This is a genomic window from Parasediminibacterium paludis, from assembly GCF_042651445.1.
Lineage (GTDB): Bacteria > Bacteroidota > Bacteroidia > Chitinophagales > Chitinophagaceae > Parasediminibacterium > Parasediminibacterium paludis.
Window position 1 is genome coordinate 201,769 of record NZ_JBHSDC010000012.1, and the last position, 24,206, is coordinate 225,974.

Here is a 24,206-nt window from a genome sequence, read left to right on the forward strand (position 1 = left end):
AACAAATTTAAAAACGCTTTGTTAAATTAGTAACCAGGGTTTTGCTTCAAATTTGGATTTGCAGCCAATGCCTGGTTAGGTATTGGGAAATACAAGTTTTTAGCATCATCTGTAGGTTTTAAACCCCATGGTTTAAGATACACATTGAAACGTAATAAGTCAGTTCTTCTGTGACTTTCCCAATATAATTCTCTACCTCTTTCTGCCAACAATGTATTAGGATCATCAACATTCGAAGGATTAACTAATGGTAGCGTTACAAATGGTGCAGCACCACGCGCAGCTCTTAGACCATTTACTAGAGTTAAACCAGCAGCAGTTGCACCAGTTCTCATTTGCGCTTCAGCAACCATCAATACAACATCTGGATAGCGGAAAATCATTAAATCATTACCCGCTGGACCACCATAGTATTGATTATTTCCTGCACCAGTATAATCAGGTACATATTTTACTACACGTATACCAGTTTGCTCAAGGTTAGCACCAGTTTCAATCATATTTGCAGCAATTGCTGGTGTGTAAGCTAAAGGTGCGCCTTTACGATCTAGTATTTTAGCGCCTTTTTCGTTGTATTGCTGACCTACTAAGAGGCCTGGACGTAAACCAGAAATATCTGTAGCAGATTTATAATAGCGTCCTCCCAATCTAGTATCAAACAAGGTATCTGCAGGTCCGAAGGCAGTTGTTGTAGTAGTTGTGTTGAAGCTATTATAGAAATCACTAATAGTTGAGAAACCATTCCAACCCGCGTTAGGGTTGTTTGGAGTATATGAGTTGTAGTGTAACGTCATATTCCAACGAGCTTCAATACCACCATGATTTGCAGCAACACCAGAAGTATTCATATATGTAAATATGCCTTCTTTAGTAGAGTCATTAGCAACATTGAAGTTATCAAAATAATTTTTAGTGTAACTGTATTTACCACTATTAATAATGGCATTACCCAAAGTAATTACTTGTGCCATGTCAGCAGGATCAAAAGTAGGTGCAGCTCTATTAATGTACATACCTTTATTCAAATAGCACTTCATTAATAAAGTTCTACAAGCATCAGGGTTAGCAAGGTTAACACCATTTGAAGCTGGTAAATCAGGTAAGGCAGCTGTTAATTCGCTGATGATGAAATTTATACCATCTGCGCCAGATTTTACAACTGGTGCATTCAATAAATTATCACCTGGATTTCTAAATGGATACTGACCATATAAATCTAGTAAGTAATATAGAGATAAAGCTCTTAAAAATCTCGCTTCTGCAGCTTGAGACTTACTAGGATTGAATCCTAATACGTTAGTAGCATCAAAGTTTAATTTGTTTAAGTTATTAAATACACTTAAAATTTGACCATGATCTGCATTCCAAGTATGGCTATGTAATACTCGCCATACGCCATTATCGTCCCAGTCACCCCCTCTTGTAGGAACTAGAGATTCATCAGTTGTGTTTTCTTCTAATGAAAATACTTGATCCTGACCATGAAACGGACCTGCCAGATCAGAATAAGCAGCAGATAAAAGTAAGCCAGTTCCAGCAGTACCTAGAGAAGAAGAAACTTGACTGCTGGTAAGTGTAGAATTTAATCCCTCGTCTAGCTTGGTACAAGCAGACAACGCAATTACTGCAAAAACAGGCAGTGCGATTTTTTTTAAATTTTTATAAGATTTCATACGTTTATATTTATAATTGACTATAAAGAGAAATTAAAACCGAAACTGATAGTTCTTGGTGTTGGATATGGTACATACTCAATAGATCTCGAAGGATATGAATTGTTGCTCTTATCGATGTTAACCTCTGGATCGAAACCAGTGAATTTAGTAATAACAAATAAATTGCTACCGCTAACAAATGCACTTAAGTTTTTGATGTATTTACCAGTATTACCTAGATTATAACGTATGGTAGCGTTTCTTAGTTTAAAATAATCACCTTTTTCTAAGAATCTTGTAGATGCACCTACACCGCTAGATGGTTTTTCTGCTGAATTATAAGCAGCAACATCTATATTTCTACCTTGTGCAATACCTGAAATATTAGTAACTGAAGTAGCAGTATTGTTATAAATCAAGAATCCGAAAGCACCACCCATATTCAAACTAAATGTGAATTTTTGGTAACGCAATGACGTACTAAAACCCGCTAATACATGTGGATTTGGATCACCAGCAAATTGAGGATTAGCACCGATTATTTGATTACCACTAGCATCAAAACCTTGGAACGGTTTTAAATAATAAGCGTTAACAGGTTGGTTATTTGTGATTACTTGAGCAAGTGTACCAGACACACCTTGACCATTGATTTGACCAGTTTGTACAAAATTATCTAAACCAGTATTTGGATCTGTAAATTTCTTAATGTTATTTTTATTGTAAGCAACATTAAAGTTAACATCCCAACTTAAATCCTTTTTGTCAACCACACTAGCACCTAAAGCCAACTCAAAGCCAGAGTTAATTAACTGTGCATTTTTTAGATTCACAAAAGTGATAGAAGAAGGCGCTGGTTGGATCGCATTAGTTTGGAATAAGATATCAGTAGTTGTTTTATTGTAGTAGTCAAATGAACCATAGATTCTACCTTTAGCAAAAGCAAAGTCAGCACCAATGTTTACTGATTTACTAGACTCCCATTTCAAATTAGGATTACCATTCACAACTTGCGGTGCATTGTTATATGAATTTAAACCAAATTGCTCTTGAGAAGCACCTGCAGGAAATTCTTGGTTACCAGTTAAACCATAAGAAGCTCTCAAACTTAAGTTAGAGAAAATTTTATTATTCTTCATAAAGCTTTGGTTACTTACGTTCCACTTAGCACCAACTGCTGGGAAATAACCATACTTATTGTTTTTACCAAATTTACTTGATCCATCAGATCTCAAACTAGCATTTAAAACAAGTTTGTCATCGAAACTAAATATTGCTCTTGCAAAATAAGATTGTAGCTCTGCTGTTGGGTTAGCAAATGATGTATAAGGGTTTTGCGTTTTGGCATTCTGCATATAGCTTGTATAAGGAATGTTAATACGAGTTGATTGATCTAAATTGGTATTAAAACCACTTGCATTAATTGAACCACCAGAGAAATCAGTTTTAAAATACTCGTAACCAGCTATTGCATTTAAAGAAATAGTTTTAGTTAAAGGTGTTAAGTAATTTAAAGTGTGTGTAAATGTTTGAGATAATAAAGTTGCATCACCGATAGCTGCATAACCTTGACCAGATAAACCTGGAAAACCTTGTAACCAGCCATCAATATTCATTTTTCTACTACCAGCGCCATGATTTACACCATATAAGAATTTGTACTCCAATTTATCAGTAATTTTATAAGCAGCCGAGATATTTGCTAAATATGAATTTACTGTACTTTTATCATTGTAAGCATCGTTAAATGCTAGTGGATTACCAGAACCATTAGTAGGGTAATTATAGATACCATTTGCACCTACAAGCGCTGTAGTTGGATTCCAACTTAATGCAGAAGAAATAATATTACCAGTAGAACCAGCAGTATTAGAAACGCTTGTAAGCTGCTCACCGTAGTTACCTGTAATTAAGTTAAAATCTATTGTTAAACGCTTGTCTAAAAACTTGTATGTACCACCAAAAGTTCCTAAATATTTATCCAAAGCAGATTTTTTAAGGAAGCCATTTGTATGAGACCCAAGAAAAGAAGCTCTGTATTTGCCAATATCACTACCACCGCTAAATGCTACAGAATAATTCTGTGAGAAACCATTTTGAGTAATAGCTTTTAAAGCATCTTCGTTTGTACCACCATCTAAAGAAGAGGGTTGACCATATTTAGTAAGTGCAGATCTGTATTGAGAAGGACTCAAAACACCGAATTTCTTCATGTAACCTACATTCACACCGAAGTTTGTACCAACATCTACTTTCATTACACCAGCAGATCCTTTTTTGGTGGTAATAACAATAACGCCATTAGCACCTCTAGCACCATAAATCGCTGCAGAAGAAGCATCTTTTAAAACTTCTACTTGTGCAATACTATTTGGATCAATAAATAATAACGGGTTTGAATTTGGTGTGCTACCAAAAGTATTTCCCAAGTTTGGTCTAGCAGAAGTACCGTCTAATGGTACACCATCAACTACAAATAAAGGATTGTTACTTGAACGAATAGATGAGTTACCTCTAATTTGAATTGTAGAAGCCACACCTGGTTGTCCACTAGTATTTGTAACTTCCAAACCAGCTACTTTATTTTGTAACAATTGGTCTGGCGCTAAAATTGCACCTTGGTTAAAATCTTTAGCTTTTACTGATGTAACCGCACCAGTAACTTCTCTTTTACTAGGAGTAGCATAACCAGATACTACAACTTCAGTTAATACATCAGATGCACTAGCTTTTAAAGCCACATCTACAGTTGTTTTACCTACAACACTAACTTCCATTTTTTCGAAGCCAATAGATGAGATAACAAGTTTTGTTGTACCTGACGGAACAGTAATTTTAAAAGTTCCATCAGCCGCAGTTTGAGTACCAGCTTTTCCACTTCCACCAGTAGCAAGTACAGATGCGTTTGGTACGGCACTGCCGTCTTTTGAATCGGTAACCTTACCAGTTACCACTTTGGTTTGGGCTAAAGCCGCTGTTGAAAACAAAAGAAAGCACACGTAGAAGATGCTTTTCACAAGTTTTTTGAGGTTCATAATCGTCATTTGGTTTAAAGTGTTAATAGTACACAATTTAAAATGTCGATAAGATTAAAGTCAGAAAGCGTAACAGAGAATATCTGTGGAAAATACTATTGGTGCGAAAGTATTATTGAAAAGATATTTCAAATGGCTACATAATTATGTCTTTAAGCAAATCGTAAGATAAAACTAAACGTTAAAGAAACACTAATAGCAATCGAAAAAAAATAGGTTTATCGCAAACGTTTGCGAAAATATTTGCAGGGGAAAAGTTGATTAACAAAATGCGAACACATAGCACTAAATAAAAATACAAAAGCAATAATGTTAACCTTCGCTTTTTATTGCTTGAAATAATAGAAACTCGATAGTCAACACTCCTTTACAAGTGTAAAAAATACAATAATTATTCGCCAAGAGAGAATTTCAATTTTAGAATCTACAGATATCGCGCTTGCCGACAAATAAATTGTTAAGTAGCCCTTTTTTGTTACACATCAAATTTCAAATTAGCATTGAAACCTTATACAAGAAAATGACAATTTAGCGTGTTAACTTATTATTAAGAAAAAACTTCACTGTTCGATTACGAGGTATAACTCTATTTTTGTCTGAAATAACCTAACGACAAATGGGATTAAATAGCATTGGCAAATTGTTTATGCCAAAGAACAAAGTGTTCTACGAATTATTTGAGCAAGTAGCAGATACAGTGTATGATATGGGGGTTCAATTAAAAAAAGTAGTGTCTGAACCAGATAGAGACAAACGCGCACCGCTTATTAAGCAAGTAGAAGATTTAGAACACAAAAACGACGATCACACACACAGAATTTTTACCGAACTTGGTAGAAATTTTATTACACCATTCGATAGAGAAGATATTCATTATTTAGCTACAGCTCTTGATGATATTTGCGATTATATCTACAGTTCAGCCAAAAAAATTAATTTCTATAATCTTAACCCTAATGACTCTGGTATTCAAAAAATGGCAGATTTGATAGAACAAGGTTGTAAAGAAATAAAAATTGCAGTATATGGTTTGAGAGATATGAACAATTTACGCCAAATGACAGAAGCTTTGGTAAAGGTAAATAGCATTGAAAACCAAGCTGACGATGTTTTCGACATGAGTATCGAACTACTTTTTGATACAGAAAACGACGCAAAAGAAGTGATTAAAAAACGTGAAATTTATCAGGTAATGGAAGTAGCCACCGATAAATGTGAAGACGCAGCCAATGTTATTGAAAGCATCATTATTAAATATGCGTAATAACATAATTTGCTAATTAGCAAATATGCTGCTGCGCTATTTCAATATTCTATTTAGCATAGCAGTACATTAGCACATCATCTAATTAAAACATGCTTACCCTACTCGTCATCATTATTGTATTTGCCTTTGTATTCGATTATATCAATGGCTTTCACGACTCTGCAAACTCTATTGCAACGATCGTTTCTACTAAGGTGCTAACGCCTTTTCAAGCGGTTTTATGGGCAGCAGTTTTTAATTTTGTGGCTTTCTTTATTTCTAAATATTTAATTGGTGGCTTTGGTATTGCCAATACTGTGGCCAAATGGATAAATCCCGAATTCATTAACTTACAAGTTATATTAGCAGGTATTATTGCAGCTATTTGTTGGAACTTAATTACTTGGTGGTTTGGTATTCCATCTAGTTCGTCTCATACACTGATGGGAGGCTTTATCGGCGCCGCTTTGGCACATGCCCATGGCTTTAGTAATGGACACATAGATGTTATTAATTATTCAAAAGTAGTACCAACATTCTTATTCATTTTTCTAGCACCATTTATTGGTATGGTGATTGCCTTTTTTATTACCATACTTATTGTGCACTTATTTAAAAAATCAAATCCATATAAGGCTGACGGCTGGTTTAAAAGGTTACAATTATTATCATCGGCCGCTTTTAGTATTGGTCATGGTGGCAACGATGCACAAAAAGTAATGGGCTTAATTGGCGCTGCAGTGATTTATTACGAAAACAGCAAGGGCAACCATTTAGATTTTAAACAATTTGTAGCTGATTATAGCTGGGTACCTTTTACAAGTTTCTTATGTATAGCGCTTGGTACATTAAGCGGTGGCTGGAAAATTGTAAAAACAATGGGTACTAAAATTACTAAAGTAACGCCACTAGAAGGTGTGGCTGCTGAAACAGCAGGTGCCATTACATTATTTTTAACAGAGCATTTTAAAATACCAGTTTCTACCACACACACTATCACAGGTTCTATCATTGGCGTAGGCGCTACCAAACGTTTAAGCGCTGTGAGATGGGGTGTAACTGTCAATTTAATGTGGGCTTGGGTGGTTACGATTCCTGTGTCCGCAGCTATGGCAGCAATATTTTATTACATCACAATGCTCTTTTTTTAAGCGCATTTTTTTGTTAGCCATCGCCAGTACTATTATTGGGCAGTTGTTGCGTCGCACACTGCAACGGTTTATTCGCTAATGAGCAAATTACACCAAGTAGCTATACATTTTTTTCTTATTTTTCCATCTCAATGAAAAAACTATGGCAAAGATTTTAGTCACTGGCGGTTGCGGCTTTATTGGCTCGCACACCATTGTAGATTTATTAGAAAATGGCTTTGAGGTAATATCTGTTGACGACAATTCGCGTTCTACAAAATATGCTTTATCAGGTATTGAAAAAATAACTGGCAAAAAGATTACAAACTACGAAGTTGATTTAAAAAACTTCGACACCACAGAAACCATTTTTAAAGAAAATACAGACATACTAGGTATCATACATTTTGCCGCATTTAAAGCCGTTGGCGAATCTGTAGACAAACCCTTGGAATATTACGAAAACAACTTATACTCACTTATCAACCTGCTTAAATGCGTCAAAAAATATAATGTTGCGCATTTTGTATTTTCGTCATCTTGTACTGTTTATGGCAATCCTGATGCCATTCCCGTAACAGAACAAACACCCGAAAAAAGGGCTGAAAGCCCCTATGGAGCTACAAAACAAATGGGCGAAAGAATTATAACAGACTTTGCAAAAGTTGAAAATGCATCTAGTATTTTATTAAGATATTTTAATCCAGTTGGTGCGCATCCTAGCAATTTAATTGGCGAATTACCTCTAGGTAAGCCGATGAATCTAGTACCGGTAATTACGCAAACTGCCATAGGTAAATTACCAAAAATGATGGTACACGGTAGCGATTACGATACAAGAGATGGCAGTTGCGTAAGAGACTATATTCACGTATGCGACATTGCACATGCACACACATTGGCTTTGCAATATTTAATGGCTGGTAAAAACAAAACCAAATGTGATGTCTTTAATCTTGGCTCTGGTGACGGCACTACAGTTTTAGAAGCCATCAACACCTTTGAAGCTATTAGCAATGTAAAATTAAACTACGAAATGGGACCACGTAGAAATGGTGATGTTGTAGCTATTTATGCCAATAATGAGCAGGCTGTTACAGGCTTGGGTTGGCAGTTAAAATATGATATTAAAGATATGATGCGAACCGCTTGGGCTTGGGAACAAAAGGTAAAAGCAGAGAACGTTTTAAGATAATAAATAGCAACACTGATGACACAGACTTTAAAGGATAGAGCAGATTAAAAGCAAATCCGTTATAACTGTGTCATCAGTGTTCCAATCTTCTACAAATCATTGTACACTTGCTTTGCAAAAGTATCTAAACTTGGGTCTCTTGCACCCATTAACAACAACACACAATCATCGGTAAAATGCTGCACTAATGCTGCCACCAAATGGTTTCTATCTTCTACAAAAAAGGCATTTTTTCCGAGCATTTGTAAATCTATAATTAAGTCATTGGCGCTAATATCTTTTACAGCAGTACCACCAGCATAAAAAATTTCACTCATCCATATTTCATCTTGTGGTCTTAAAGTTTTACTAATTGCTTCTACAAAATCTTTGCGCAAAAAACGTGTTGGCCCATAACCATGCGGCTGAAACCATGCCACCACTTTTGAAGCCAATGGCTGAACACCAGCAATTGCCGCAGCTACTTTCGCAGGATTATGTGCATAATCATCAATCACCCAAATATTGCGCTTTTTACCAAGCACTTGATTACGCCTATAAATGCCTTTGTATTGCACAATAGCTTTACTACAAGTTTCTAAGTCAACGCCCAATTGATTAGCAACTGTTACTGCTGCCAAAGCATTTTCCATATTGTGCCTACCAATTGCCTGTAGCCTAAAATCGATATTGTTTATCTTAAAACGAATGCTCAGTCCTTCTTGCAAAAAATCTGTTGCTTTATATCCTGCATCTGCCTTTGAAGAAGAAAAATCTTGTGCTGTTTTTTGTGAAAAAGGCGCAGCCAACTCATGCGAAGCATTTACTATAAAACGTTGCGAATGGCTTTTAAATGTCTGAAAAATAGTTTGCAGTTCACTTATTTCTTTATGGTCTTTATCAAGGTTTAATAACAACCCAACTTCGGGATGATAATTCACAATAGAACCATCACTTTCATCAGCTTCTATTACCAATAAATCGCCATTACCCACAAAAGCATTACCTATTTTTCCTTGTTCTTGTAAGCGTACCAAACCTGCACCACTAATAATACTTGGCTGCAAACCTGCCACTTCTAAAATATCAAACAACATGGCAGAAGTCGTGCTTTTACCACTTGTTCCCCCTACCGCTATTGTCCGTTTCTCGTTACTAATTAGCGTTAGCAATTGTGACCTAGTGATTATGGGAATATTTAAGCTTCTAGCCTTTTGAATTTCTACATTCGTTTCTTCTACCGCAGTAGAAATTACAATCAACTGAGTTGTTTCATTTATGCCACTACCATCTTGCAAAAAACATTTTATACCTTCAACTTCTAGCTTTTCTTTTGTGTCATTTGGCTCACCTGGATGAAAATATCTATCACTACCTGTTACTTTTTTGCCAATACCAGATAAATATTGCGCTATAGCGCTCATGCCTGTACCCGCAACACCAATCAAGTGAAAGCAATCAAGTGCCTTTAAATCGTATTTTTCTTCTGTCATAATCGAATTTTATCGTCCACTTAATCATCCTAAAATAGCAGTTACTTCTTCAACCCGCCTACTAAAATGGTTATCATATTTTCTTCTAGCTCTTTGCCATTAATTTTCACTTTACTTCTGTGCCAGCTTTCTATACCACTAACTGCATGTAGCAAAATCAAAACAGCCGTGGGAGCATCTATTTTTTTTATTTCTTTTTTGGCAATACCTTGCTCTATTATGGCCGCAAAACGTTTTCGAAATGTGCGTCTTTGGCTCTGAAAATTAGACAAATAAGGCTCACTTAAATGCTTCCATTCTCTATCGCTCACATACACTTCATCATAATGCAATACCATACCAGTGATTAAAAAACGCAAAAGTGTTTCTATTTTTTGAATACTATTTGTGGGTTCTGCCTCTATTTGATCCATCGTTTGCATATACCTATTGGCCACTTCAAAGCAAATAATATGTAACAATTCACTTTTACTGTGAATATGGTTGTACAAACTAGCTGCCTCTACGCCTACCACATCTGCCAGTTCACGCATACTTGCTGCTTTAAACCCTTTCTCTTTAAATAAGGCCGCAGCACTAGTAATAATCACCTCTTTCCTTGTGTGATTGTTATCGGTTTTTATTCGTCCCATAAGGTCAAAAATACACTAACAGCCGTTAGTAGTATGCATGTTCTACGTTAGTTCTAAAATTTTAGGGTAAATGGTATAGTTTCGCCGCGTAAAAAATCAATATAAACATAACAAATAAACAACTTATGTCTTTAGTAGTAGTAGGTTCAATGGCTTTTGATGCAATAGAAACGCCATTTGGAAAGAGTGATAAAATTATAGGCGGGGCAGGAACTTTCATTGCTTGGTGTGCTTCCAACTTTGTACCTGTTAAACAAATAAGCGTAGTTGGTGGCGATTTTCCACAGGAAGAATTAGACCTTTTAACCGCTCGAAACGTAGTATTAGAAGGCGTTCAGATAAAGAAAGATGAAAAAACTTTTTTTTGGAGCGGCCGCTACCACATGGATATGAATTCTCGTGACACCTTAGTAACCGAACTAAATGTGTTGGCAGATTTTCAACCAGTTGTGCCTGAAAGCTACCAAGATTGTGAGTTTTTAATGCTAGGTAATTTAGCACCATCAGTACAGTTGAGTGTAATCAATCAATTGAAAAATAAGCCAAAATTAGTGGTACTTGATACCATGAACTTTTGGATGGATATCGCTTTAGACGATTTAAAAGCAGTGTTAAAACACGTAGATGTTTTAATGGTAAACGATAGCGAAGCAAGACAACTTAGTGGTGATTATTCTTTGGTACGTGCTGCGCAAAAAATCCATGAACTAGGACCAAAATTCGTTATCATCAAAAAAGGTGAACATGGTGCCTTGTTATTCCATGAAGATAAAGTTTTTGCTGCGCCAGCATTGCCTTTGGAAGAAGTATTTGACCCAACAGGCGCCGGCGACACCTTTGCAGGTGGCTTTATTGCACATATTGCAAAAACCAAAGACATCAGCTTTGAAAACATGAAAACTGCCATCATTGTAGGTAGTGCCATGGCAAGTTTTGCTGTAGAAAAATTTGGTACCCAACGCTTACGCGAAATTTCTGTGAGCGATATTCACGACCGTTTACAGCAATTTGTACAGCTAGCTACTTTTGATATTAGCCTAGTATAATTTTTTATAAAATAATTGTTACTAAAAACACTTACCGAGGTAAGTGTTTTTTGGTTTAAGCTAGTTTATCTGCGTTTATGTAATTAATAGCTGCTACGTTAGTTAAGTTACTATATTTATCAAAACATCAAACCTCTTATTGCATGAAAAAAATACAATGGTTACTTGCATTGCCGCTAGTTTTTGCAGCAATAAATGGCTGCAAAGACAAAGCCACAACTACGCAAAAATTTATTGAAACAGCTAATATGGATAGTTCAGTAAAGCCTAGTGATGATTTCTTTTTATTTGTAAATGGGAAATGGATAAAAAACAATGAAATACCTTCAACAGAATCTGGTATTGGCTCTTTTTTAGATTTGTATAATCGAACAAAAGCCAACCTTAAAACCATTTTAGAAGATGTATCAAAAGGCGGTCACAATGCTGGTAGTATAGAGCAAAAAGTAGGCGATTTTTATGCTTCGGGTATGGATTCTGCTACTATAGAAAAACTAGGTTACGAACCTTTAAAACCAACATTTGCAAGCATTGCGGCTATCAAAGATGCCAAAGGTGTAATGGGTTTTCTTGGTTCTCAACTTACTGAAAACAATGGCTTATTGTTTCAACCATTTGTAGCCGCCGATGACAAAAATAGTAGTAGAAATATCTTAGTATTTTATCAAGGTGGTTTAGGTATGCCTGATAGGGATTATTATATAAAATCTGACCCAGCAACTATTGCAATACAAAAAGCTTATCAAACATATATACAGAAAGTATTACATTTAACTGGTAGCAATTCAGCAACTGCTATCAGGCAAATGCAAGCCATTTACAACTTAGAAAAGCAAATAGCGCTAAGCCATAAAACCAATGTAGAACTAAGAGATCCGCAAAGCAATTACAATAAAAAAGCGATTGCAGATTTACAAAAAGCAATGCCTACCTTTGATTGGGTTACATTAACCAAAACACTAGGTGTAAAAGTTGACTCGGTTAATGTAAGTCAGCCAGCTTTTTACGCCAAAGTAAACGAGCTTTTAAATAGTACACCTATTGATGTATGGCAAGCTTACCTTAAATTTCACACCATTAGTAATGCAGCAGCGGCTTTAAGTAGCAGCTTTGTCAATGCACGATTTGACTATCAAAAAGCACTTACTGGGCAGCAAAAAATAAAGCCACGCTGGGATAGAATGTATCGTATTACCGATGCTAATCTTGGCGAAGCTTTAGGCCAATTATACGTAAAAAAATACTTTACTGAAGATGCTAAAAAAAGGATGCTTGATCTAGTAAACAATCTGAGTCTAGCTTTTGAAAAAAGGATTAACGACCTAGATTGGATGAGCGATACGACCAAGCAAAAAGCAAAAGACAAACTGCATGCTTTTTTAAAGAAGATTGGGTATCCAGAAAAATGGCGCGACTACAGTAAAGTAAATATTGATAGAAGTAAATTCTTTGAAAACCTAATTGCTTGTGCTAAAAATGAATTTGCATACCAAATGAGTAAAGTAGGTAAACCTGTAGATAAAACAGAATGGGGCATGACACCGCCAACCATCAATGCCTACTACAATCCTACGTTTAATGAAATTGTTTTTCCAGCAGGTATTTTGCAGTTTCCTTTCTTCGATCCTAATGCTGATGATGCTATTAACTATGGTGGTATTGGTATGGTAATAGGTCACGAAATGACGCATGGCTTTGATGACCAAGGTGCGCAATACGATAAAGATGGCAATTTAAAAAACTGGTGGGCTAAAAGTGATAGTGTACAATTTGTTGCTAAAAGCAAACGTGTAATTGACTTGTACAACGGCTTTACGGTGCTAGATTCTGTACATGTAAATGGTGCATTAACTACTGGTGAAAACATGGCTGATATTGGTGGTATTGCCATTGCTTACAGTGCCTTTAAAATGACTAAACAAGGCCAAGACACCACAAAAATTGACGGCTTCACACCAGACCAACGTTTCTTTATTTCATTTGCCCAAATATGGCGCAGCAAAGAAAAAGACGAAACCGTAAGACAGCTAATTAACACGGATCCGCATTCGCCACCATCATGGAGAGTTTTAGGACCGTTGATGAATTTTACACCTTTTTATACAGCATTTAATGTAAAAGAAGGCGACAAAATGTATAAAGCAGAAAAAGAAAGAATAAAAATTTGGTAAAATAATTTTTGGCATAACCCATTTTACCTTATACATTCGCACCACAAATGATATCAATAAAGAACATAAAGAGCATTAAGAAACACATCCTAAATGGGAAGTAGCTTATCTTTTATGTACATCTAAAACATACTAAGAGCCTTCCCAAAACGGGAAGGTTTTTTTATGTCCTCGTCCCTAAAAGGATGAAATTAAACACCTTTAATTATTTTAATAACAAAAAAACAAAACAAAATGAAAGTAGCAGTAGTTGGTGCCACAGGCTTGGTAGGTACCAAAATGTTGCAGGTTTTAGCAGAAAGAAATTTTCCAGTAACGGAGTTAGTACCAGTTGCATCTGAACGTTCTGTAGGTAAAGAAGTAGAATTTAAAGGCAATAAATACAAGGTGGTAAGCATGGCCGACGGTATTGCTGCAAAGCCAGCTGTTGCTATATTTTCTGCTGGTGGTGGTACGAGTTTAGAATGGGCGCCACAATATGCTGCTGCTGGCATCACAGTAATTGACAATAGTAGCGCATGGCGAATGGATCCCACTAAAAAATTGGTAGTACCAGAAGTAAATTCTGACGTATTAACTGCTGAAGATAAAATTATTGCCAACCCTAACTGTAGCACTATTCAAATGGTGGTGGCGCTGCAACCCTTGCACAAAAAATACAATATTAAACGTGTGGTAGTGAGTACTTATCAAAGTGTTACTGGTACTGGTAAAGCTGCCGTAGACCAATTGTTTAATGAGCGCAAAGGTGTTGAAGGTTCTATGGCTTATAAGTATCAAATAGACTTGAACGTGATACCACAAATTGATGTTTTCTTAGAAAATGGCTACACCAAAGAGGAAATGAAAATGGTGAAAGAAACTTGTAAAATAATGCAGGACGACAACATTAAAGTAACCGCTACTACAGTACGTATTCCTGTAATAGGTGGCCACAGCGAAAGCGTGAATGTAGAGTTTGAAAACGAGTTTGAGCTTGAAGAAGTAAAAGCATTGTTAAGCACAGCAACAGGCGTGGTATTGCAACAAGATGATGCAGCACAATTTTATCCAATGCCATTGTGGGCACACGAAAAAGATGAAGTATTTGTAGGCCGCTTGCGTAGAGATGAAAGCCAACCAAAAACACTAAATATGTGGATTGTGAGTGATAACTTACGTAAAGGTGCTGCTACCAACGCAGTGCAAATTGCTGAGTATTTAACTACTAAAGGCTTATTATAGGATGTTTTTTTATAGTGAATAATAAACGTCGGTAGTAAATTTGCTATCGACGTTTTTATTTATAAAAAAAACTAAAATATAATATACTATTAACTAGTCTATATTGATTCCGATAAAAGTCTCCTCAAGTTAATTGATATACTCATGCGACGCTAGAAGCGACGATAAGAATTACTAGCGTATATAACCTACATATCTCCTTTAACTTACACTACCTTTATGCGACCATGTTAGCAGCTAATACATTGCCATTACAAAAAGCCACAGCATTAACGCATGCATTTATTGCCCGTTTGGTACAACCAAGAGATACATTTGCACACAAAGGCAACTTTGGTCATGCCTTATTAATCGCAGGTAATACTGGTAAAATGGGTGCGGCATTGTTGGCAGCCAAAGCTTGCTTGCGTAGTGGTGCAGGATTGGTAACGGTTCAAGCTTTGGCAGACACTTTTACTATTGTTCAAGTAGCGATACCAGAAGCAATGTGCGTAGCCAGAAACGCCGAAATAGCATATGAGAAATATACTGCCATAGGCATTGGTCCAGGCTTAGGAACTGATACTATTAGTTCAAAATTGGTAAATAAGGTATTAAACAATGCCACACAACCATTGGTATTAGATGCGGATGCACTCAATATCATTGCAGCTAATCATTTATTAGAACATATTCCATCAAATGCTATTATAACACCACACGCCATTGAATTCGATAGATTATTCGGTAACCACCATAACGATGCGGAACGATGGTTAACAGCTATTGAAGCCTCTACAAAATACCCTTTTGTAATAGTGTTGAAAGGCCATCACACGCTAATAGCGCAACATGGCAAAGCTTGGTATAATACTACAGGTAATGCAGGTATGGCCAAAGGTGGCAGCGGTGATGTATTAACTGGCATCATCACGGCTTTATTAGCACAGCGATATACATTGGAACATACAGCGATACTTGGCGTGTATTTGCATGGTTTGGCAGGTGATTTAATGCTTACAAATGAGGCTATGGAAAGTGTGCTACCAACCGACTTGATAGCACATATTGGGAAAGCATATTTGTATTTAAGAAGCTAGCCTACCCTTCTATCCCTCTATTTATAAAATGAACAAGTGGCTGTAATTTAGCACAAGCGTCTACAATGGTTTGAACTAATTTTGGGCTAGTTAAGTCTTCATCGCCAATGGGCGTAGAGGCAATAAAACTTTTAAGCTTTAGAAAGTCTATAGCAGGATTGTCTTCTTCATAACCTTTTGGCGCACGCTTCAATAATACATCTTCGCCTTGTTCCAAAGCACCAAAAGTATTTACAAATGTTTTACTGGTAACAATCTCTTTAAATTCATTGAAGCAATAATCTATTTCTTGACGCACTTTTTTAAGTTCAGGTGCCATTGGCATCCATATGCCGCCAGCGATAAAACTTGAGCCGGGTTCGCAATGAAAATAATACCCTGCTAATTGCATTTTTTTACCTCCTTTGCTAAAACCTGCGCCCATATTGGTTTTATAAGGATCTTTATTTTTACTAAAACGCACATCTCTATTAATTCGAAACGTACAATCTTTAGGTTGTAACAATGCTAGGGTTTCGTCATTAGCTACTAGACCTTTTAAAACATGACTAACTAATTGCAAATAATCGGCTTTTGCAGCTTCATATGTTTTTCTATTGGCATCAAACCAATCTTTATGGTTATTAAGTTTTAAGTCTTTTAAAAACTGTAGAGTGGTTTTTTGAATCATAATCTAGTACATTGTGTGTATGCAAGAACAATAATAACACAAAAGGCTACAAAAAGTTAGTTATTGGCGTAATAAGCAACAAGCAACCGGCAATTGTAAGTTAACAACAAAACAAACTAGTTGGCGTGATGTTACATCTTGAAACAAATAGAGAATTTATGAAAAAAATACGTTTAATCAAAAGATGGCCTTACACCATAGGATTACTAGGCATGTTATTAGTATTGTTCTCTGTGAGTAAAGCAAACGCACAAACAAATTATACTGCCAGCAGTATTAGTATCAAAGTATCTGGTAATTCTAATTTGCATAATTGGGATGTAAAATCAGCTACCGCCGCTGTGTCTGCCACTATTATTACCGGCCCTGCTGGCACTATTACGGCGTTGTCTGCGCTCAATTTTTCCACGCCAGTTATTACTTTAAAAGGCGAACATAGCGGAATGGAGAAAAATATTTACAAAGCATTGAAGAAAGATACCTACCCCAATATTAGCTTTGTTTTAAAGGCTGCCACAATTGCTAATAATACCATTAAATGCCTAGGCACACTGACAATTGCTGGTAAAAGTACAGAAACAGAACTTCTTGTTTTCTATACAATAAATACAGACAAAACCATCACCGTTACAGGAACTAAAAAAATCAATATGCTAGATTATGGTATAGAACCCCCTACGGCCTTATTTGGAACCATTAAAACTGGTAAAGATGTTGTTTTAAGCTTCACTGTAGTGATGAAATAGGCAACCTATCAATTAAATTATGAAACACTAGCAGATTAAAAACTTAATAAATAGTTATTTTATAAAATTTATATTTGTATATTATTAACTAATATTAAAAATTCATCCTCACTAATTATTTTTATAGTATTAATTTTCTTTGCTTTTTCTAGTTTACTACCAGCATCTTCACCAACTACTAAATAGTTGAGTTTACTACTTACGCCGCTCACTATTTTACCACCTTGCTGTTCGGCCAAAGCCTCGGCTTCGCTGCGTTTTAACTTATTAAGCGTACCTGTAAATAGAAAGGTTTGCCCTGCTAAACCACCTTCTATAACAGCATCTTTTTTAGTATTTACAAGTTGTAAACCAAGTACTTCTAATTGCCTAAGCATGGCAATATTTTTATCATTACTAAAGTATTCAAAAATACTCTTTGCAACTTTGATACCTACATCATCTAACTGTTGTAAATCTTCTTCTGTTTTTGTGGCAAATTCAAAAATATTACTCACATAATTGGCCAATACTTTAGCCGTTGTTTCACCCACAAAACGAATACCTAAGCCATAAATTAACCGATACAAAGGCTGCGTTTTTGATGCTTCTATAGCAGTTTTTAAGTTATCAATACTTTTAGCGCCAATCCCCTTTTGGTTAGCCAATTTTTCAAAATCAAGTGTGTAAACGCTAGGTATATCTGTCAGTAAGCCCATTTCATAAAAGCGTCTCACATTAGCTTCGCCAAAGCTTTTGATGTCCATGGCATCTTTACTTACAAAATGGATAATTGCAAGCATTAACTGTTCTGTACAATTAATATTTACACAGCGCCACACTGCTTCTGCCTCATCTTTAATTAATGGTTGTTTACATGATGGACATTCTTTTACAAATACAATAGACGCTTGAGAACCATCACGCAACTCGGGTAAGCTTTTTACAATTTGCGGTATCACATCGCCAGCACGTTCTATTACAACCGTATCATTTATCTGTAAATCTTTTTCTTTAATATACTCTTCGTTATGCACCGAAATACTACTTACTGTTACACCACCTACTTGTACGGGCTCTAACTTAGCAACAGGGGTAACAGCACCCGTTCTACCTACCTGAAACTCAATTGCACGCAACTTTGTAGTGGCTTGCCGAGCTTTAAACTTAAAGGCAATGGCCCAACGCGGATGGTGGGTTGTCATGCCCAATTTATCTTGCAGGGCAAAATTATTAACCTTAATTACCATACCATCTATCTCGTAAGGCAAAGTATCTCTTAAAGCTTCAAACTCGTTTACATATTGTATCACAGCTGCAATGCCTTGTACTACTTTCTTTTCTTTTTGGGGCGAACGAAAACCCAAATTCCAAAGTAGTTGTAATGAACTAGAGTGGGTTGTGAGTGGTGAATCGGTTGTAACTGCAACAGTCGATTCTCGGTTTACGAAGCTAACATGATACAAAAACGCTTCTAAATTTCTCCTTGCCACTTCTTTCGGGTCTTTCATGCGTAAGCTACCGCTAGCGGCATTACGAGGGTTGGCTAAAGGGCTTAAACCTTGCGCCACTAATCCTTCGTTGTAGGTATCAAAAGCTGCTTTTGTCATTACTACTTCGCCTCTAATTTCTATTTGTTGAATACCAAATTGCGAGAAATTAGCCGATAAAGGAATCGAACGAATTTGCTTGATATTATTCGTTATATCATCGCCAGCCACACCATCACCACGGGTGGCAGCACGTACTAGCATGTCATGCTCATATATCAACGAAATGCTCGCCCCATCAAACTTTGGCTCTACACAGTACTCAATATTATCTAAACCCGCCAATTCTTTCACTTTTCTATCCCAATCAAGTAAATCATCAGCGTTATAACTGTTATCAAGGCTGAGCATTGGCACTAAATGTTGTACAGTTTCAAAACCACTGTTTAAGCTTGTACCTACCCTTTGCGTTGGAGAATCTTTCGTAATTATTTCTGGATGCGCTTTTTCTAAAGCCTCTAATAGCTTGTACAATTGATCGTACGCATAGTCGCCAATAAGCGGCTCGCTAAGTACATAATAACGGTATTCATGAAAACGGAGCACATTACGTAATTCATCTACTTTAGGTAATACGGCTTCAGTATTGGTAAGCATTTGCAAGAATTGCTGTGTGCTTGCTTGATAATTGATAACGTCAGTATTGCTGTACATAGTTGCAAATAAAACATAAAGATAATTGTAGCAAAGCTTATCACATATTTTATATAAAGCTTTCTGAATAGTTTACTAAAAGCTACTTATTTTTACGGCAATCAAAACCCTGTCCATCATTAAATGTCTGTTGAATTTTCTGCATGAAAAAAACGAATACCAACCAACATCTAAAATCGAAAGAAGAATTATTGAAGAACGCACAGGCGCTTGTAGAAACGTACGACAGCGTACCTGTATCGGTTGACTGTGTAATATTTGGTTTTGATGAAAACGAATTAAAAGTATTGCTAATTAGAGCCGATTTGGAATATTTTAAAGGCATGTGGAGCTTATTAGGTGAATTGATGTTGCCCCATGAAAACTTGGATGAAGCTGCTTACAGAATTTTAAAGGAAAGAACAGGCATGGACGATGTGTATTTAGACCAAGTTAAAACCTTTGGTGGCATCCATCGTCACCCAGGTGGTAGAGTGCTTACAGTAGCCTATTGCTCCTTGCTTAATATCAATCATCACCAACTAAAAATTACCGACCACGAATTACACTGGCATAGTTTTCAAAGCATTACAGAATTATCCTTTGACCACAAAGAAATATTAGACGAATGCTATAAATGGTTACAAAAGCGTATTCAAGAACATCCATTAGGTTTTAATTTATTGCCGGATAAATTTTCATTAAGAGAATTACAAAACTTGTACGAAGCCATCTTAAATACCAAATTAGATAGGCGCAATTTTAGAAAGAAATTTGCCTCTATGGATTTGCTAATAGATGTAGGAGAAATGGAAGCCGATGTACCACACAGACCTGGCAAGTTGTATAAATTTGACTTTGACAAGTATGAAAAAAGTAACCGCAAATGGATTGGTATTGATTTTTAAACCAGTGACCATTGCTAATTTCTAATCTCTAATTTCTATTCAATTGTATTCTTTAATAAGAGATATTTTATTCAAGTTCGATCCCGAAGACGTGCACCATTTTAGCATGCATCAACTGAAACTTGTGTGTAGTACTAGAATTGGCAAGCAGCTAATTAGCGCCAGTTTTACGCCAAAAAATTCGGATTTAAAAAAAGAAGTATTTGGTTTAACTTTTAATAACCCAATAGGTTTAGGGGCTGGCTTTGATAAAAATGCTTTATACCTAAATGAACTAGAAGCGCTTGGTTTTGGCTTTGTAGAAATAGGTACTGTAACGCCTAAAGCACAAGCTGGCAATGATAAACCCAGATTATTTCGCCTGCCAAAAGATAAAGCACTTATTAATAGAATGGGCTTTAATAATGATGGTGTAGATGTTGTAAAAAGAAGATTGGGCAATTGGAATGAACGAGCATCGAAATTGATAATTGGAGGCAATATTGGTAAAAATAAAGTGACTGCCAATGAAGACGCTTGGAAAGATTATGAGATTTGCTTTACCGAATTATTTGATTACGCAGATTATTTTGTGGTTAATGTGAGTAGCCCAAACACGCCTGGCTTGCGCGAATTACAAGAAAAAGCTTCCTTACAAAAAATATTATCCCAGCTTCAGAATATCAATCAGGGTAAAGCAAAACCTAAGCCCTTATTATTAAAAATTGCACCCGATTTAACCATCGAACAATTGGATGATATCGTTGCGCTTGCTTTTGAAGTTAATCTAGCAGGTTTGGTGGCTACCAACACCACCATTAGTAGAGCGCATTTAATGACCTCAACAAACGATATACAGAATATTGGTGCAGGTGGCTTAAGCGGCAAACCCATAACGCAAAGAAGTACAGAAGTTGTTAGCTATTTACACAAACAAACCAATGGTAAAATACCAATAATTGCCAGTGGTGGTATATTTACTGGAACGGATGCAAAAAAGAAACTTGCCGCAGGCGCAAGCTTATTACAAGTATGGACGGGCTTTGTATACGAAGGTCTTGGGATTGTAAAGAAGATTTGCGCTAATTTATAAAATATGGATTAACGTATTTTAAAAAAGAAACGATGCTCTTACGTGAAACGTTATAAAACAATTTTTGCACAAGCAAGATATTTGCACATGATAAAGTTGTTATTCCATGAAAACTCATCGCATACTTTTTAAAATATATTTTAGACTTATTTCTAAATCGATATAATTATTCAGCAACATAACACCTTTTCCAAATAACAATTTCTACAGAAAGTGCTTAAAAGCGCTAAAATACCCTGTTTGATTGTTTATTAAGATTGATTATTTCGAGATAAAACATATAAATAAATTTATATTGTTTGGTGATAACTCGTTGCTAAAGGACCAAAAAATAATTTGCCAATCTCACCCATTTTTGTATTTTAGCAGTAGAATTTAATGGGTTAGTAACTAAGAGGGTCAGCAGTCTTGTTGACCTTCTACTTTTTATACAACAGATGATATAACTAGAATGAGCATCAAATTGCTTAGGATAAATCAACAAAAAAAGAAACATGTTGCGCTGTTTCCTAACATCATCATCGACTTTATTTATTCCTATTTCTTCAACCCTATCTCTCTTAAGCGTTCATCTAAATATTCACCCGCAGTTGTATCTTCATAAGCTTTTGGGTGGTTGTCATCTATACAACTTTCTAAACAAGCCAAACTCATTTCACTTCGTGGATGCAAGAAGAATGGCATCGAGAAACGAGAGGTATGCCAATATTCTTTTTTGGGATTAACAACACGGTGTGTGGTACTCTTTAATTTATTGTTGGTAAGACGTTGCAGCATATCACCAACATTTACTACGATCTGCTCTGGCAGCGATGTTACCGCTACCCACTCGCCTTGCTTAGTTAAAATTTCCAAACCATCGGCAGAAGCACCTACGAGCAAGGTAATAAGGTTGATATCTTCATGTTGTTCAGCTCTTATTGCACTCTTTGGTTCTACCGTAATAGGTGGGTAATGAATGCAACGTAGTATTGAATTACCGTTATAAATATGGCTATCAAAATAGTGTTCATCTAAACCAAGGTACAAAGCAATAGCTTGTAACAAAGCCTTCCCACTTTTCTCATAATTTCTGTATGCTTCTTCTAGCGTAGGATTAAATGTTAGTATCTCTTTCACCTGTACATTATCAGGGTACGCTTCTTTAATTGCGTCTGTATCGGTTACCATCTGCCCAAACTGAAAAAACTCTTTCAAATCTGGCGCTTCAGAGCCTTTGGCATGCTCTCTACCAAAGCTTGTATAACCTCTCTGGCCAGCTAAATTGGGTATTTCGTAAGCCAACTTTTTATCTAACGGTAAAGAAAAAAACTGCTGCACATACTCGTACAATTCACCAATTAAATGGTCAGGTATACCATGATTTTTTACTGCCACAAAACCAACCGTTTCATAAGCCTGCCCTAACTGCTGTACAAAGGCTTCTTTTTTCTGTTGCTCACCACTCATAAAATCTGACAAATCAACTACTGGTATTGACATAATCTCCTTAATTTAATGGCTAAAATTACAAAAAATATTACTGATGAAATGATTAAAAATGATAGCAATGACATTTACATGCAGTCTACTATTATCTTCATTGTCACTATTCAAACAACAAATCGATATTTTTAAACCATGAAGTACCATCATATCTATTTTTACTTAACCCTATTTTTTTTAGTTGGCTGCGCCAATAAATACCACCGTTTTGCCAGCAATTATCAATTTAAGGCTATCAATGGCAAACCAGATTATAGTCAGTTGAACTTTTGGGCTGCACACCCTTATAAGCATGACCCAAGCGACAGTATACCTAAGCCTTTGGTAGCTATTAGTACTGTTGATAGCTCCGTAGATGTGTTCTTTATTCATCCAACAACTTATACGTCTGCAAACAAAGAATTTGGGAACAATGCGCCTGTAGATAACGCTGACTTAAATGCTAAAACTGATTATTCAACTATCTTGTATCAAGCTAGTGTTTTTAATCAAGCGGGTAGAATTTTTGCCCCGAGATATCGCCAAGCTAATATCCAAGCTTATTACCCCATAACAAATACAGATACAACAGAAGCGATCGCTGCTTTTGAACTCGCTTATCAAGATATCAAAACAGCATTTAATTACTACTTAGAGCACTTCAATAATGGTAGGCCAATTATCATCGCTTCACATAGCCAAGGTACTACCCATGCCAAACGATTATTAAAAGAATTTTTTGATACCACCGCATTAAAAAATAAACTAGTAGCTGCTTATTTAGTAGGCATACCTGTAGAAACCAATTGGCTCACAAATATTAAACCTTGCGAAACACCTACGCAAACTGGCTGTGTGTGCAGTTGGCGTACTTTCAAAGATGGTTATCAGCCAAATTATGTTGCCAAAGAGACGCCAGTAATTGTAACCAATCCTTTAACATGGGATAGCGCAAAACCTTTGGCATCTAGGGCTATCAACAAAGGTTCTATATTACTCAACTTTAATAAACTAGTACCCAAAGTTGCAGATGCCAATATTACTGGCAATATTCTTTGGACTCGAAAGCCACATTTTTTTGGTAATATTTTCTATACCAGTAAAAATTATCACATAGCAGATTACAACTTGTATTACATTAATATAAGAGAAAATGCAAATGAGCGGATTAAAGCTTTTTTCAAGCATTAGTCGCTTGCCGCAGAAACAATAAGGTCTTTATAAATAGTGTGTTCCTAACTTTTTAGTAGAGAATATTACTTTCCTTTCATCCAAAAAAATTAAAGTCAATAATTAGCT

At 36.0% G+C, this 24,206-nt stretch carries 18 protein-coding genes; 11 read left to right on the forward strand and 7 right to left on the reverse strand.

Features of this window, described 5'->3' with window-relative positions; all coding sequences use genetic code 11:
- Positions 1-26 precede the first annotated feature (26 nt).
- Both ACFOW1_RS07650 and ACFOW1_RS07655 read right to left on the reverse strand, forming a co-directional pair.
- Positions 27-1,673: a RagB/SusD family nutrient uptake outer membrane protein gene (locus ACFOW1_RS07650; RefSeq protein WP_379013354.1), complete on the reverse strand. Its 1,647-nt coding sequence runs from the start codon at positions 1,671-1,673 to the stop codon at positions 27-29.
- A 20-nt stretch (positions 1,674-1,693) separates the two neighbouring features.
- Positions 1,694-4,690 carry a SusC/RagA family TonB-linked outer membrane protein gene (locus ACFOW1_RS07655; RefSeq protein ID WP_379013355.1) on the reverse strand — a complete coding sequence of 999 codons (2,997 nt, stop codon included), beginning with the start codon at positions 4,688-4,690 and terminating at the stop codon, positions 1,694-1,696.
- A 646-nt stretch (positions 4,691-5,336) separates the two neighbouring features.
- On the opposite strand from ACFOW1_RS07655, the gene ACFOW1_RS07660 reads away from it, so the two are divergent.
- The 3 genes from ACFOW1_RS07660 to galE all read left to right on the forward strand — a co-directional run bounded on the left by ACFOW1_RS07660 (position 5,337) and on the right by galE (position 8,261).
- The gene (locus tag ACFOW1_RS07660) at positions 5,337-5,954 is read left to right on the forward strand and encodes a DUF47 domain-containing protein (protein WP_379013356.1); all 618 of its coding nucleotides are present in this window, start codon (positions 5,337-5,339) and stop codon (positions 5,952-5,954) included.
- Between the two features lie 92 nt (positions 5,955-6,046).
- A complete protein-coding gene (locus tag ACFOW1_RS07665) occupies positions 6,047-7,087 on the forward strand; it encodes an inorganic phosphate transporter (RefSeq protein WP_379013357.1) in 1,041 nt (346 codons plus the stop codon).
- A 142-nt stretch (positions 7,088-7,229) separates the two neighbouring features.
- The gene (gene galE / locus ACFOW1_RS07670) at positions 7,230-8,261 is read left to right on the forward strand and encodes a UDP-glucose 4-epimerase GalE (protein WP_379013359.1); all 1,032 of its coding nucleotides are present in this window, start codon (positions 7,230-7,232) and stop codon (positions 8,259-8,261) included.
- Positions 8,262-8,350: 89 nt separating this feature from the next.
- On the opposite strand, the gene ACFOW1_RS07675 is transcribed toward galE, so the two are convergent.
- Both ACFOW1_RS07675 and ACFOW1_RS07680 read right to left on the reverse strand, forming a co-directional pair.
- Positions 8,351-9,733, reverse strand: a complete 1,383-nt coding sequence (locus tag ACFOW1_RS07675; RefSeq protein WP_379013361.1) for a UDP-N-acetylmuramate--L-alanine ligase — start codon at positions 9,731-9,733, stop codon at positions 8,351-8,353.
- Between the two features lie 41 nt (positions 9,734-9,774).
- On the reverse strand, positions 9,775-10,365 hold the full coding sequence (locus tag ACFOW1_RS07680; RefSeq protein ID WP_379013362.1) for a TetR/AcrR family transcriptional regulator: 591 nt from the start codon (positions 10,363-10,365) through the stop codon (positions 9,775-9,777).
- A 125-nt stretch (positions 10,366-10,490) separates the two neighbouring features.
- Here ACFOW1_RS07680 and ACFOW1_RS07685 point away from each other — a divergent pair, with 125 nt between their 5' ends.
- The 4 genes from ACFOW1_RS07685 to ACFOW1_RS07700 all read left to right on the forward strand — a co-directional run bounded on the left by ACFOW1_RS07685 (position 10,491) and on the right by ACFOW1_RS07700 (position 15,885).
- Entirely contained in the window at positions 10,491-11,411 is a 921-nt protein-coding gene (locus tag ACFOW1_RS07685; RefSeq protein WP_379013363.1) for a PfkB family carbohydrate kinase, read from the forward strand.
- A 143-nt stretch (positions 11,412-11,554) separates the two neighbouring features.
- Complete coding sequence (locus ACFOW1_RS07690) at positions 11,555-13,582, forward strand: M13 family metallopeptidase (RefSeq protein WP_379013364.1); 2,028 nt, start codon at positions 11,555-11,557, stop codon at positions 13,580-13,582.
- A 234-nt stretch (positions 13,583-13,816) separates the two neighbouring features.
- On the forward strand, positions 13,817-14,806 hold the full coding sequence (locus ACFOW1_RS07695) for an aspartate-semialdehyde dehydrogenase (RefSeq protein ID WP_379013365.1): 990 nt from the start codon (positions 13,817-13,819) through the stop codon (positions 14,804-14,806).
- A 227-nt stretch (positions 14,807-15,033) separates the two neighbouring features.
- Positions 15,034-15,885 (forward strand): NAD(P)H-hydrate dehydratase, encoded by an 852-nt coding sequence (locus ACFOW1_RS07700; RefSeq protein ID WP_379013366.1) that lies wholly within the window; start codon positions 15,034-15,036, stop codon positions 15,883-15,885.
- Between the two features lies 1 nt (position 15,886).
- Here the strand turns inward: ACFOW1_RS07700 and ACFOW1_RS07705 are convergent, their stop codons facing one another.
- On the reverse strand, positions 15,887-16,555 hold the full coding sequence (locus ACFOW1_RS07705; RefSeq protein WP_379013367.1) for a DUF2461 domain-containing protein: 669 nt from the start codon (positions 16,553-16,555) through the stop codon (positions 15,887-15,889).
- 158 nt (positions 16,556-16,713) lie between these two features.
- Between ACFOW1_RS07705 and ACFOW1_RS07710 the strand changes: the two genes are divergently transcribed.
- Entirely contained in the window at positions 16,714-17,301 is a 588-nt protein-coding gene (locus ACFOW1_RS07710; protein ID WP_379013368.1) for a YceI family protein, read from the forward strand.
- 68 nt (positions 17,302-17,369) lie between these two features.
- Here ACFOW1_RS07710 and ligA read toward each other — a convergent pair whose 3' ends face one another.
- Positions 17,370-19,484, reverse strand: coding sequence for an NAD-dependent DNA ligase LigA (gene ligA, locus ACFOW1_RS07715; RefSeq protein ID WP_379013369.1), 2,115 nt, complete (start codon positions 19,482-19,484; stop codon positions 17,370-17,372).
- 143 nt (positions 19,485-19,627) lie between these two features.
- On the opposite strand from ligA, the gene ACFOW1_RS07720 reads away from it, so the two are divergent.
- Entirely contained in the window at positions 19,628-20,371 is a 744-nt protein-coding gene (locus tag ACFOW1_RS07720; RefSeq protein WP_379013370.1) for an NUDIX hydrolase, read from the forward strand.
- Between the two features lie 43 nt (positions 20,372-20,414).
- Positions 20,415-21,443: a quinone-dependent dihydroorotate dehydrogenase gene (locus tag ACFOW1_RS07725; protein WP_379013371.1), complete on the forward strand. Its 1,029-nt coding sequence runs from the start codon at positions 20,415-20,417 to the stop codon at positions 21,441-21,443.
- 537 nt (positions 21,444-21,980) lie between these two features.
- Here ACFOW1_RS07725 and ACFOW1_RS07730 read toward each other — a convergent pair.
- Positions 21,981-22,925 (reverse strand): isopenicillin N synthase family dioxygenase, encoded by a 945-nt coding sequence (locus ACFOW1_RS07730; protein WP_379013372.1) that lies wholly within the window; start codon positions 22,923-22,925, stop codon positions 21,981-21,983.
- 138 nt (positions 22,926-23,063) lie between these two features.
- Between ACFOW1_RS07730 and ACFOW1_RS07735 the strand changes: the two genes are divergently transcribed.
- A complete protein-coding gene (locus ACFOW1_RS07735; protein ID WP_379013373.1) occupies positions 23,064-24,098 on the forward strand; it encodes a DUF3089 domain-containing protein in 1,035 nt (344 codons plus the stop codon).
- Positions 24,099-24,206 lie beyond the last annotated feature (108 nt).